A 12,358-nucleotide genomic window follows, 5' to 3' on the forward strand; every position below is an offset into this window, starting at 1 on the left:
ATCGGTCGGATACGGTGGTGACTCGGGGGAAATTATCATGACTACTGCGACATTGGGGCAACCCGGCAGATTCGAGATCGGCAGGGTATTCAGCAACACCTTCGGCGTGATTGGCCGAAACATCGGACTTTGCGTGGGCTTGGCGGCTTTGTTTGCGGGCCTGCCGGCATTGCTCGTCAGGCTGTGGACCCAGCCGCAGATCGACGCAATGATGCAGCGCGACCCCGCCACCATGGCCGACCCGGGCGCCATGTTTCGCAATTCCTACATCACCATCATCGCCGGGCTGATCTCCTTTGTGTGCGCGCTGCTGCTGCAGTCGGCGCTGGTGCGGGCGACCATCGAGGACCTCAACGGCAAGCGCCCGTCCTTCGGCGACTGCATCCAGATTGCGATCCGCTTTCTGCTGCCGACGCTTGGCATCGGCCTTCTCGTCGGTCTCGGCGCGGGTATCGGCCTGATGCTGTTGATCGTGCCGGGCATCATCCTCTGGCTCGGCTGGTCGATGTCGGTGCCGGTTCTGATCCAGGAGCGGCGGGGCGTGTTCGGCTCGATGTCGCGCAGCCGGGTTCTGACCAAGGGCAGCCGCTGGGCGCTGTTCGGCCTGTTCCTCATTCTCATCATCATCGCGATGATCATCCAGTGGGGAATATTGCTCGTTCTTGTGCTGTTCGGCGGCATCATAGCCGAGATCGGAGCCGCGCTGGTGCAGACCGTGGTGTCGATGGTGCTGTCGATCGCCACGGCGGTGAGCTACGTCGAACTGCGCCAGGCGAAGGAAGGTGCAAGCATCGACGAACTGGCGGAGATATTCTCGTAAGAAACGCCGCGGGGCGCCGAACCCCGCAGCCTCAATGACAACAGCAATGGTCTGCCTGCACGCTGGTCCGGCACAGGCACGACGAGGTTATCGCCACGTCCGCCTTGGCAAGTGCTGCCGCGAGCTTCGCCTGCAATCCCAGCAGTTCCTCCTTCTCGCCGCGTCGCTTCAGGCATTCGACCAGCCCGTGCAGCGCCCAGATATTGTCCGGGTGCTGGGCGCAGCGCTGCACGGCGCCGCTCAGGCCCAGATCGTCGCGATAGACCTGCTCGGCCTCCGCGGCGTGGCCCTGGTCGAGAAGGAGTGCTGCCAGCGCGTGGCGCGGCGGGTGCATCCAGGCCCACGGCTCGGTGTAGGAGAGATTGTCGTCGAGCTCGACCGCGCGCCGCAGATGCTCGTAGGCTTCATCATACCGCCCCTGGTGATAGGCGAGTTCCCCATCGAGCAACGCCGCGCCCACGGCGAGCGAGGCTTTCGTCGGGTTGCTGAGGAAGCGGCGCTCCGGTGCAATGCTGTCGATTTGCCGGCTAAATAGTTCGCGTTCGCGCTCGGCCGCCGCGAATTCGCGCAGCGTCGCATGCGCCACGCCCTTGGCGTAGTGTTGCAATGCGGTGGTCACCACATAGAGTTCAGGCTCGCCATTCATCGGCTCGTCGATGATCTCGCGCCAGCGCCCGAAGCGCACCTGCACATGCGATTTCATCGCGTGGTAGCCCTCGACCGTCTGCGTCAGTTTCGGCCGCCCGGCAATGCTGACGACGTCGCGCGTCACCAGGCTGCGCACCTTGTCGGCGGCCCACAAGGCAGGGCGGTACTGGCCAAGGAACATGCAGGTGAACATCATCAGATGCAGGTCGTGGCAGCATCCAAGCAGGTAATAGGTCGGCTCGCCGGCATAGGCGAGGTAGAGATCGTTGGCGCGCACCGCCTTCTCGCTGGCGATCTTCGCCTTCTCATACTCACCGCAGAGTACGTAGATATGTCCGGGCATGTGGTTCATATGGCCGGCATCGGGGCACATCGTACTCAGCCGTTCCGCCGAGCGCGTGCCACGCTCGGGCTGCGTCGACATTTCGAGCAGGTGGATGTGAAGATGCAGCGCCGCCGGATGCGGCGCGGCACCTGCCTCGTCCGAGAGCCGGATCGAACGTTCGCAGATCTCCAGCGCTTCGAGCACGTCGGAATTCGGTGCCGGCGCGCCGGTCTTGAGGTTCCACAGGCGCCGCACCGTGCGCATCATCAGCGCCTCGACCGTCAGCGCCATCACGTCATGGTCGTCTGGAAAGTCGCGATAGACCTTTCGCATGGCAGTGGCATAGGCGTCGTCCCATTTTTCGAACTCGGCCGCGCTCACGCCATGCGGCTGCTGGAATCGGGCGGCCAGCGCCTCGATCAGCCGCCGTTCGACAGGGCTCGCGCTTGCCGCGTTGGCTTGCGCAAGCCGCGCATGCTCGAAGCAGCGCCTGGCGGCATGGTCGGCCTCGGCCTTGCCATGTTCCTTCCAGGTCAGATTGTAGAAAGGCCCGGCGGCATAGGCGATGCCCCAATGCACGAAGGCGCAGCCGGGATCGGTCTCCAGCGCCCTCTCGAAGCATTTGATGCCTTCCTCATGGTTGAAGCCGTAGCACCAGTTCAGCCCGATATCGAACCAGCGTTGCGTTTCCGCCGAGGATGTAGAGATGGGGCGCCGATAGGTGCCGAGATCGAAGTGGTCCATGCCTTGCTGCTTCTCGCATTCCCCCGGCGGACAGCCGGTCGGCGCACTCTGTGCCGAAATGCGTTGGCTTGGCAAACAGCAAACGGCCGGCGCGGCCTTGAACGCCGCGCCGGCCGCTCGGTCCTGGGAGGATCAGGACTCCAGCCACACCTTCTCGAAATGCTGCTCGAGGGCCTGATGCTGTTCGCAGCCCTGCACGCCCTTGCGATAGGTGCGATAGACCGAGCGCCAGTAGGGCTGGATGATGATGCCGGAGTCGCGCAGATTGGTCTCGATCTTGGCCATGATCTCCTTGCGCGCCGCCGCGTCGGGCGTTGCCAGCGCCTTGTCGAGCAGTTCGTCGAACTCCTTGTTCGCGTAGGCGCTTTCATTCCAGGCCGCGCCGGACTTGTAGGCTAAAGCCAGCACCTGGACGCCGAGCGGCCGGCCGAGCCATTCGGTGCAGGAATAGGGGAACTTGCTCCAGTCGTTCCAGAAAGTCGCGGCCGGCAATACCGTGCGCTTGACCTTGAGGCCCGCCTCGCGGATTTGCGCCGCGATCGCATCGGCGGTGCTCTTTTGCCATTCGATGTCGACCGAGATCAGCTCATATTCGTGGTCGGCCTTGCCGGCTTCGGAAATCAGCTTCTTGGCCTGATCGACATCGCGCACCGCAGGGCCGATATCGGCGAATTCCGGATGCATCGGGCCGACATGGTGGTTGTCGGCGGGTTTTCCGCGACCGTCGAGGCCGAGCTTCAGCACGGCCGCATTATCGACGGCGAACTGGGCGGCGCGGCGCACCTTGACGTCGTCATAGGGCGCGTTGGAGACATTGAAGCGCGCGACGATGGTCGAGCCGGTGGCGATCTCGGAGTTCTGCAGGCCCATCTGGTCGGTCTGCGACACGGCGTCCGAAGCGGTCTCGTGATCGGTGTCGATCTCGCCGGATTCGAAGGCCGACAGCATGGCGTTAGGGTCCGAGCCGTAGTCGACCCATTTGATGCCGTCGAGATAGAATTCGCCCTTCCACCATGGCTTGTCCTTGCGCTTCACCTCCGCGCCCGTCTCGGCGTCCCAGCTCACCAGCTCGCATGGGCCGGTGGTGATGGCCAAAGCCTTCTTCGGGTCGGCATCGCCCTCATAGGAGCGGTGCATGATCAGCGCCGGATAATCGGCCATGCCGGCGATCAGCGAGATGTCGGGCTTTGGCAGGTTGATCTTGACGGTATGGTCGTCGATCTTCTGGATGCCGCCGTCGACCGGCTTCTTGGTGTCGGCGTTGACCAGCGCGCCCATGCGCGCGGCAACCGAATTGCCGGCGACCGAGGCGTCGCACCAGCGGTTGAGGTTGTGGATCACATCGTCGGCGTTGAAAGTGTCGCCGTTCGACCAGGTGATGCCCTTGCGCACGTGAAGCGTGATCGTCTTGGCGTCATCGCTGGTTTCCCAGCTTTCCAGCAGCCAGGGCTCGAAAGAAAAGTCGGTGTTCCAGCGCACCAGATATTCGTTGCACTGACGCGCGACATTCGACATCTCGACGCCGTCGAAGGTGCGCGGGTCTTTAAAGCCTTTGACGTTCATCGCCACGCGCAGCACGCCGCCCTTTTTCGGCTCGGCGGCGCGGGCAGGCGAGGGAGCGATCCCGCCCAGCGCCATCGCGCCGGCGGCGCTGACGCCAAAGCCGGCCATCAGCGCCAGATATTCGCGCCGGCTGATCGCGCCCTTCCTGAAATCGTCGGCGATCGGCCTGGCGCGCGGGTGCAGTTTTCTGTCGGTCAGCATGAACTTCATCGTCGTTCCCTCTGTTGTTGGGCGCCCCGGGGACGCCATGCGCGGGGGCGGATGCGACCGCCGGAGCGCCATTGCCTGCGAAGGATGATAGGTCCGCTTTCCGCAGGGAAATGTTTGGTTTTCCGCAGTTCTTATGCGCTGTTCCGCAGGAGGACAGCTGATCTCCCCCCTTGTGGGGGAGATGTCCGGTAGGACAGAGGGGGGCGCTGTCCCGCCATACGTCTCAGCGGATTGGAGATGTCTTCTCAGACAGATGTCGGACGTTAGGAAACCGAAGGGTCCTGATCCTTCGCGCCCCCCTCTGGCCTGCCGGCCATCTCCCCCACGAGTGGGGAGATTAGCGCTCCGCCACCGGCACCCAGCCTTGCAATGTCGCTGATAATCCTTCGAAACGCCGCCGCCGCGCGCGGCACCGTCGGGCGCGCCCGCAGAAAGCTGTGCACCAGCCGCGGCTCCTCGCGCCACATCGCCTGCCCACCGGCGGCGAGGATGCGGTCGCGATAGGTCTCGCCCTCCGACGACAGCGGATCGCATTCGGCGGTGACGATCACTGTCGCCGGCAGACCGGAGAAATCACGAGCCATGAGTGGAGAAAGGGTCGGGTCCTCAGGCGATTGCCCAGGCGCCGAGCGGACGCGGCGGTAGAACTCGATGTCGGCGAGCGTCAGCAGCGGCGCCTCGGCGTGCTCGACATAGGAACGCCCGCTCTCGCCGCCGCCCAGGCCGGGATAGATCAACATCTGGCCGATGGCATGCCGCGCATGATGTCGCGTCGCTTGCGCCACCGCGGCGGCGAGGTTGCCGCCGGCGCTCTCGCCACAAAGCAAGATCGGCAGCGTGCTGGTCGCGGCGACCCATTCGAACACGGCAAGAGCATCGTCGAAGGAGGCTGGATGCAGATGCTCCGGCGCCAGCCGATAGCCGGCCGAGACTACCTCGAAACCGGTGCCGGCGCAGATTTCGGCACAGATGTCGTCATGGCTGTCGAGATCGCCGAGCACGAAGCCGCCGCCATGATAATAGACGACGATCGCCGCTGCCGCCTTGCCCGCCATGCGGTAGCGCCGGACCGGGATGGCATGCGCCGCCGTGGCGACAAGGCCGTCGCTGGTCGTCACGCCTTCGGGATGTCCTTGATGGAAAGCCACGCACATTCTGTCGTACACGGCGCGCTGCTCGGCGATCGGCGCGGCCACGATCTCCGGCGGGTACCAGCTGTCCACCTTGTCGATATAGTCCCACAGCTCCGGGTCGAGCCGATCGGCATAGTTGCCGCGCCTCGCCGAGTTGCTTGGGTTGCTGGCCACTGCCGTCAGAGCTCGGCGTAGAGCCGCGCCGCGTTCTCGAAGGTGAAGCGCAGCGGCACCGAGCCCTCGACCTGCCAGACATTGACCGTGTCGCCGGCCATCAGCCGGCAGGCGTCGAGCGTGTTGGCGACGGCGCCGCCATAGAGCCGGTTGGCGAGGTTGAGGACGCCGGTCTGATGCATGGCCGCACTTGCGCTGCCGCAGGCGTCCTTGACCAGCAGCACGCGAAAGCCTCGCGCCACCGCGTCCTTCACCGTGGCGTCGATGCAGGCCTCGGTCCAGACGCCGGCAATCACCAGCCATTCGATGCCGGCTGCCTTGAGCTTGTCGCCGAAATCGTTCTTGCCGAAGGCGCTGGCTTCCTGCTTGATCAGAGTGGCTTCGCCGTTTTGCGGTGCCACCTCATGGCAGATCGCCGTCAGCGGATCGTCCTTGTCCGAGAAGGCCGACTTGCCGCTTTCGTCCACCGGGTGGAAAGGCCGCGCCTCAGCAAGATCCACGATATAGGCCCAGTGGTGGAGCGGCACGAAATTGCGCCGCGCCGCCTCCTGCAGGCGCTGCACATTGGCGAGGATGTCGGCAAACCCCTCGACCAGATAGCGTCTGTCCTTGCGATGCTCCTCCTGGAGATCGATGAACACCGCGGCCACCGTGCCGCGTCGAATGGAAATGGGCGTTTTCATGCGTATGCTCAAACTTCGTCATTCCAGGGCGAAGCAGCCGCGTAGCGGCGTCGCGAAGACCCTGGAATCCATGCCGTTACCTTGATCGTCAATTGCTGCCTAACAGAATTCCGCACCGCGGCGAAGCGGAGACGGAACGGCATGGCTTCCAGGGTCTGCGCCGCGTCGCTTCGCTCCTTGCTTCGCCCTAGAATGGCGACGGCACAGGTGTTGCGGCCAATCGCCAAGGTTTGCGATGCCGGACCGGCGCTCATCGTGCTTGCCTGCATCAAACCTGCGGCTCCAGAAACTCATCCTCATAAGGAAAGCGCGAGAGCAGTTCGGTGCCGGTCTCGGTGATCAGGATCTCGTCCTCGAGCTTGACGCCTTCGCGGCCGCCTTTCTCGCCGATATAGCTTTCCACGCTCACCACCATGCCAGGCACGATGATGCCGTCGCGGCCATAGGTCTCGTAGTCCATCGAGTGCGCGATGAAAGGCGTTTCGCCATGCATGCCGACGCCGTGCATGACCGAGGTGTAGCGCTGGTCGACGAAGCGATCGGGGATTTTCCAGGCCTTCTCGGCAATCTCGCGGAACGCCATGCCGGGCTCCACGATTGAGATATTGTGCTGCACCTGGTCGTGCGCCATGCGGTAGAGCGATTTCTGATAGGGCGTCGGCTTGCCCGGGCCGCAGCGGAAGGTGCGCGAGAAGTCGGAATAATAGCCGTAGCAGCCGATCGTGTCGGTATCGAGCGCCAGCAACTCGCCCGGTCTGATTTTGCGGCCGCTTGCCTCGTTGAACCATGGATTGGTGCGCTGTCCCGAGGTGAGCAACCGGGTCTCGATGAACTCGCCGCCTTGCCGGATCACCTCGCCGTACATGATGGCGAACAGGTCGTTTTCGGAGACGCCGGGCTTGATCGCTTCGCGCACAGCCGCCACCGCGGCTTCGGCGCCCGCCATCGACACCTGCAGGCATTTGACTTCCTCCGGCGTCTTCACCGCGCGCACGGCGAGAATCTCGCCCTGGCAATCGCGCACCTCGCAGCCGCGCCTTTCCAGGGCCAGCGCCTGGAGATGGCTGCAGCGGTCGAGACCGAGCTTCATCGATCCGCCGCCATGCTTCTTCAGAAGCTCGGTGATCTCGTCGGCGAACGGCCCGGCAGTCTCGTCATCGCGGCCGGAGACGGAGGACCAGACGAGCTTGGAAGGCCGCGCCTCGTCGATGGTGTCGAGCACCATGGAGACGTGGTAGCTCTGCGGATATTCGAACAGCACGATCGGCCCTTCGGTCGGGATGAAGAAGTACCGCGTCGAGTTGCGCAGGAAATAGCCGAACATGTTGCGCGAGCCGGTGGCGTAGCGCTGGTTGTAGGGATCGAACAGCACCACGCCGCCATAGCCCGCCTCGCGCATCCAGGCGCGCAGCTTGGCGAGCCGCCCCTTGCGCAGCGCGTCGGCATCGATGAAGGACGGCTCGGTGTCGGACAGCCACATGCCGCCGGCCGGATCGGCCGCCGCCGGATGGCGCATGCGGTCCTTGAAGTCCACATCCTCGGTGCTGTCGGGGTCGAAAACGACGATACTCATGCGGGGTCTCCTGATGCGGAGAACATGAGCTATGCGTCACGCAAAATGTGTGCGGATTCCCGCAGATGTCGTGCCGAATGCCGCACCAACGACGAAGGAAACGGAGAGCCGCACCATTCCAACTAATGCCGCCGCATCGCCTTCGGCGCGTGCCCATGTTCCTCGCGAAACGCCCGCGCAAAGCTCGACATCGAAGCGAAGCCGCACGCTAGCGCCACATCGCGCACCATCAGCGTCGAATGCGCCAACAGGTCAGCCGCGCGCTTCAGCCGCAGCCGCCGGTAATATCCGTTGGGCGAGACATCCAGTTCGGCGCGGAAATTGCGCTCGAGTTTGTCGGACGACACGCCGAGCCTTGCCGCCAGCTCCGCCATGCCGAGCCGCTCTTCCACAGCGTCCTCCATGATGGCGATGGCCGACAGCACCAGCTCGTTCTGGACGCCGGTGCGCAGCCTGAGCGGCATCAGCTTGCGGTCGACGCTGGAGCGCAATGGAGAATGCACGAACCATTCGGCGACGCCCGCCGCAATCTCGGCGCCACAGTCGCGCGTGATGATCTCCAGCATCATGTCGAGGCTGCCGACGCCGCCGGCCGAGGTGAAGCGCTTGCGGTCGATGACGAAGAGATCGCGCCGAAGCTCGATATCCGGAAAAGCCTCGCTGAAGGCGGCCTGGCTGGTCCAGTGCAAGGTGCAGGCATGGCCGTGGAGCAGGCCGGCGCGGGCGAGGAAGAAGGCGGCGTCGGCAACAGCGCCAATATGCGCGCCGCCGCGCAGGCTTTTGCGGATCCAGCTCATCGCCTCGTCGGCCACGACATGGTCGGCATCGCCGCCCGAGCAGACGACGATGCGGTCGACCTTCGGCGCGTCGGAGGCGCAGAAGCCCGGCTGGATGACGACGCCGTTGGAGGCCTCGACCGTGCCCCAGTCTGCGCCGACGATCACCCAGCGGTAGCATTCGCGCCTGGCAAGCACGTTGGCCGCGCGCAGCGGCTCGATGACGGAAGAAAACGCCATCATTGGAAAGCCGGGAAAGACCAGCACCGCGAAGGTCAAAGGCGCTCCGCCCGCCGCCTGTTTTGGCTGGTTGCGTGAACTCATGGCTGGCGGCCGTAGCGCGGCAGCACGATATGGGCTGTGATCGGCGCGAGTTCCATGCCGCTCGCCAGCTCCGGGTTCAGCCAGATCATCTCCTCGATCTCTGCCGCCGGGACTGGCTCGCCGGTGATGGAGAGTTCGAACAGCTCGGCCTCGACGCGGGCGTCAGGCTCATTGGCGGCGGGCGCCGAGAAGGAACCGAGATGGAAGGCCTCGGCCGGATCGACGGCAACGCCCAGCTCCTCGCGCAATTCGCGCGCAAGGGCGGCGGCCGGCAACTCGCCCGGCTCGATCTTGCCGCCGGCCTGCATGAAGGCGCTGGTACCGCGCTTGCGCACCAGAAGCAGCCTGCCGCCGTCGTCGCGGATGACAGCGGCGGCGATGCGGATCGTCCTGGCCCTCGCTGATCTGGAATGACTGGAGGTCACGATAGGCTGTTTCCCGACGGCGGTTTTGGTGGCACAGAGAGGTGAACTGTAGCCGGCCGCGCGGCCGGCTTGCAACGGAGAGATCAAACGATGTTCGCGGCAACGGCAATCGACACAAGCAACAAGCCGGCCTTCTACAAGGAGTTGGCCACGCAATTGAAAGCGCTGCTGGAAGGCGAGGGCGATTCCGTCGCCAATGCCGCCAACACGGCGGCGCTGATCTACCAGATTGTGCCCGATCTCAACTGGGCCGGCTTCTATTTCCTCGCCTCCGAGGACGAGCTGGTGCTCGGGCCCTTCCAGGGCAAGCCCGCCTGCGTTCGCATCGCTGTCGGCAAGGGCGTCTGCGGCAAGGCCATCGAGCTCGACATGTCGATGCTGGTCAAGGACGTCAACGAATTTCCCGGCCACATCGCCTGCGATGCCGATTCGCGTTCCGAGCTGGTGGTGCTTTTGCGCGATGCCGAAGGCGCGTTCGGCGTGCTCGACCTCGACAGCCCGCTGCCCGGGCGCTTCGACAAGGATGACCAGGCCGGCATCGAGAAACTCGCCGCGATCTATGTCGCGGCGTGCTCGTTCGAGGACGATGACGGCGACTGAGAGGTGAGGCCGGCCCCGGCCTGCCTCAGGCGAACCTCACCAGCACCAGGCTGAAGCCCGCGATGAAAATGAAGGCGGAGAAGGCCAGCATCAGCGGCCGAAGACCGCGCGAGCGCAGCTCGGAAATGTCGGCCTGAAGGCCCATGGCGGCAAGCCCCATGGTCAACATCACCTGCGCGGCCAAAGCAATTGCTGAGTGGAGCTGAGCCGGGATCGCGACCAGGCTGTTCAGCGCCACGACCGCGACGAAGGCAGCCACGAACCAGGGCATCGGCGGCTTGGCTCCGGATGCGTCGGTGCTGCCACGGCGCGCCATCAGGCCGAGCGCGATCACCATCGGCGCCAGCATGGCGACCCGCGTCAGCTTGGCGACGGTCGCGGTCTCGCCGGAGAGCGTGCCGTTCTGGAAGCCGGCGCCGATCACCTGCGCCACCTCGTGGATCGAGGCTCCCGCCCACAGACCGAAGGCGTGCTGATCGAGCCCAAGAACCGGCGCCAGCAGCGGAAAGCCGAGCATGGCGACGGTGCCGAACAGCGTGATCGCGGCAACGGCGTAGGTGACGTCCTCGTCGCGCGCATCGGTGACGATGTTGGTGGCGACGATCGCCGAGGCGCCGCAGATCGAGGTGCCGGCGGCGATGAGTTGCGCGAGCTTCCGGTCGACGCCGATCAGCCGGCCGAGCGTGATGGTGAAGAGGAAGGTGGCGCCGAGCGTGGCGGCGACGATGCCGACGCCGCCAAGGCCGATGCCCGCTACCTGGCCGAGCGTGAGCTGGAAACCCAGCAGCACGATGGCGAAGCGCAGCAGGCGCTTTTGCGAAAAGGCGATGCCGGCCTTGGCATGGGCGGGAAGGCCGAGCACGTTGGAATAGACCATGCCGGCGACGACCGCCAGGATCATCGGGCTGAATAAGGTGAGGCCGGAGAAACCGCGCGCAGAGTAGGCGACACTGGTGATCATCGCCACCAGCACCAGTCCCGGCACGACGCCGGTTGAGATCGAGGTTGGGGCAGGGCGCTTGCGCTCGGCGTTGGCCGAGTTCAGGCGATTTGGAAGATCGTTCGCGGTGGCGGGCAGGAAGGACAATTCAATTCTCCAGGCGCTTCGCAGCCGGAATGCCATTCCAGAACCAATCTTTCCAACGAATTATTCGGGTTATAATGATCGATTTTTACGAACGATGCGGGAGAGGTTCGCCGGATCGGGCGAGATGCCTGCCGTGTCGACGCTGCCGGCTTGACAGCGTCTCGGCTCCCGGTCCAATTTCCGACCATGACCGCCTTTTTCGCAAATCCGCAGCGACGCCGCCGTTCGAAGGAGCGGCAAGCTGATTGCGTGAAGACAAAGGCCGGCTAGCAAGTCACCCGGTTCGTCCGTCCCAGCCCCGCCCATCGCAACGATCGGCGGGTTTTTTGCATTTTGGAGTGTCTGAATGAGCGTCGTTTCTTCCCTGGAGTTTCGGCCAGCCGAGCCGGCGGACGCCGCGGCAATCAAGGCCGTCGTGCGCGAAGCCTATGCCAAATGGGTGCCGGCGATCGGCCGCGAGCCCTTGCCGATGCGCGCCGATTACGACAAGGCCGTCCGCGAGCATCGGTTCGAGCTCGCCATCGAGAACGGCTGCATCATCGGCCTGATCGAAACCATTGCGCGTGACGATCATATTTGGATCGAGAATGTCGCCGTGGCTCCCGAGGCGCAGGGCAGGGGCATCGGGCGCAAGCTGCTCGACAGCGCCGAGCGCAAAGCCGTTGAAGCAGGCCTTCGCGAGCTTCGCCTGCTGACCAACAGTGCCTTCATGACAAATGTGTCGCTGTACAAAAGGCTCGGCTATGCCATCGATCGTGAGGAGCCGTTCATGAACGGCACGACGGTCTATATGAGCAAGAGCCTTTCATGACCACGGCAACCAGAGACGGAATTCGACGAATGCCTGCCCGGATCAGATTGAAGCAACTTCCCGGTCTTTATGCGATTGCACGGCTTGAAGCTGGAGAAACTATTCCTGACTGGGCAGACGGACCAGGCTTCGTCAGCATCAGCAGGACGGACGACGAACTGTCGATCGCCTGTTTGCAGGAGCGTGTCCCGGCTGCCGTCAGGCAGGACAACGACTGGGTCGCCTTCAAATTCGAAGGCCCATTTGCCTTCGGCGAAACCGGCATCGTGCTGTCTGTAATCAGACCGCTGTCGGAAAATGCTCTGGGCATCTTCGTCGTCTCTACCTTCGACGGCGACCACCTGTTGGTGAAGGCCTCGGACGAGGCCGCGGCGATCCGGTTGCTGGGCGAAGCAGGACACACACTGTTCTAACTCTGTGGCGGCGGCATTCGCTCTGGCGCAACGCCTGACGCGCTGGCTC

Annotated in this window: 13 protein-coding genes; 4 read left to right on the top strand and 9 right to left on the bottom strand. The window is 64.3% G+C overall.

The window, feature by feature from the left end; translation table 11 throughout:
- Positions 1 to 37: 37 nt before the first annotated feature.
- Positions 38 to 820, top strand: a complete 783-nt coding sequence (locus FJ414_RS03415; protein ID WP_140641295.1) for a hypothetical protein — start codon at positions 38 to 40, stop codon at positions 818 to 820.
- Positions 821 to 851: 31 nt separating this feature from the next.
- Here the strand turns inward: FJ414_RS03415 and FJ414_RS03420 are convergent, their stop codons facing one another.
- From FJ414_RS03420 to FJ414_RS03455, 8 genes are all read right to left on the bottom strand, one after another.
- Positions 852 to 2,537 carry a tetratricopeptide repeat protein gene (locus FJ414_RS03420; protein WP_140641297.1) on the bottom strand — a complete coding sequence of 562 codons (1,686 nt, stop codon included), beginning with the start codon at positions 2,535 to 2,537 and terminating at the stop codon, positions 852 to 854.
- 132 nt (positions 2,538 to 2,669) lie between these two features.
- A complete protein-coding gene (locus FJ414_RS03425) occupies positions 2,670 to 4,310 on the bottom strand; it encodes an ABC transporter substrate-binding protein (protein ID WP_140641299.1) in 1,641 nt (546 codons plus the stop codon).
- A 263-nt stretch (positions 4,311 to 4,573) separates the two neighbouring features.
- Positions 4,574 to 5,617 (bottom strand): alpha/beta hydrolase, encoded by a 1,044-nt coding sequence (locus tag FJ414_RS03430; protein ID WP_246672287.1) that lies wholly within the window; start codon positions 5,615 to 5,617, stop codon positions 4,574 to 4,576.
- Positions 5,618 to 5,622: 5 nt separating this feature from the next.
- Complete coding sequence (locus tag FJ414_RS03435) at positions 5,623 to 6,300, bottom strand: isochorismatase family protein (protein WP_140641301.1); 678 nt, start codon at positions 6,298 to 6,300, stop codon at positions 5,623 to 5,625.
- An 8-nt stretch (positions 6,301 to 6,308) separates the two neighbouring features.
- Positions 6,309 to 6,569, bottom strand: coding sequence for a hypothetical protein (locus FJ414_RS03440; RefSeq protein ID WP_140641303.1), 261 nt, complete (start codon positions 6,567 to 6,569; stop codon positions 6,309 to 6,311).
- Positions 6,569 to 7,873, bottom strand: coding sequence for a Xaa-Pro peptidase family protein (locus tag FJ414_RS03445; protein WP_140641305.1), 1,305 nt, complete (start codon positions 7,871 to 7,873; stop codon positions 6,569 to 6,571). Before FJ414_RS03445 ends, FJ414_RS03440 begins: the two co-directional genes overlap by 1 nt.
- 122 nt (positions 7,874 to 7,995) lie before the next feature.
- Complete coding sequence (locus tag FJ414_RS03450) at positions 7,996 to 8,973, bottom strand: GlxA family transcriptional regulator (RefSeq protein WP_140641308.1); 978 nt, start codon at positions 8,971 to 8,973, stop codon at positions 7,996 to 7,998.
- Positions 8,970 to 9,398 carry an NUDIX domain-containing protein gene (locus FJ414_RS03455; protein ID WP_140641310.1) on the bottom strand — a complete coding sequence of 143 codons (429 nt, stop codon included), beginning with the start codon at positions 9,396 to 9,398 and terminating at the stop codon, positions 8,970 to 8,972. Before FJ414_RS03455 ends, FJ414_RS03450 begins: the two co-directional genes overlap by 4 nt.
- A 90-nt stretch (positions 9,399 to 9,488) precedes the next feature.
- Here FJ414_RS03455 and FJ414_RS03460 point away from each other — a divergent pair, with 90 nt between their 5' ends.
- A complete protein-coding gene (locus FJ414_RS03460; protein WP_140641312.1) occupies positions 9,489 to 9,998 on the top strand; it encodes a GAF domain-containing protein in 510 nt (169 codons plus the stop codon).
- A gap of 25 nt (positions 9,999 to 10,023) precedes the next feature.
- Here FJ414_RS03460 and FJ414_RS03465 read toward each other — a convergent pair whose 3' ends face one another.
- The gene (locus tag FJ414_RS03465; protein WP_246672295.1) at positions 10,024 to 11,043 is read right to left on the bottom strand and encodes a YeiH family protein; all 1,020 of its coding nucleotides are present in this window, start codon (positions 11,041 to 11,043) and stop codon (positions 10,024 to 10,026) included.
- A 388-nt stretch (positions 11,044 to 11,431) separates the two neighbouring features.
- Between FJ414_RS03465 and FJ414_RS03470 the strand changes: the two genes are divergently transcribed.
- The gene (locus tag FJ414_RS03470; protein WP_140641316.1) at positions 11,432 to 11,896 is read left to right on the top strand and encodes a GNAT family N-acetyltransferase; all 465 of its coding nucleotides are present in this window, start codon (positions 11,432 to 11,434) and stop codon (positions 11,894 to 11,896) included.
- A 29-nt stretch (positions 11,897 to 11,925) separates the two neighbouring features.
- Complete coding sequence (locus tag FJ414_RS03475; protein ID WP_140641583.1) at positions 11,926 to 12,309, top strand: ACT domain-containing protein; 384 nt, start codon at positions 11,926 to 11,928, stop codon at positions 12,307 to 12,309.
- Positions 12,310 to 12,358: the final 49 nt, after the last annotated feature.

Origin of the sequence: Mesorhizobium sp. B3-1-6 (assembly GCF_006439555.1) — a bacterium.
Classification (GTDB): domain Bacteria; phylum Pseudomonadota; class Alphaproteobacteria; order Rhizobiales; family Rhizobiaceae; genus Mesorhizobium.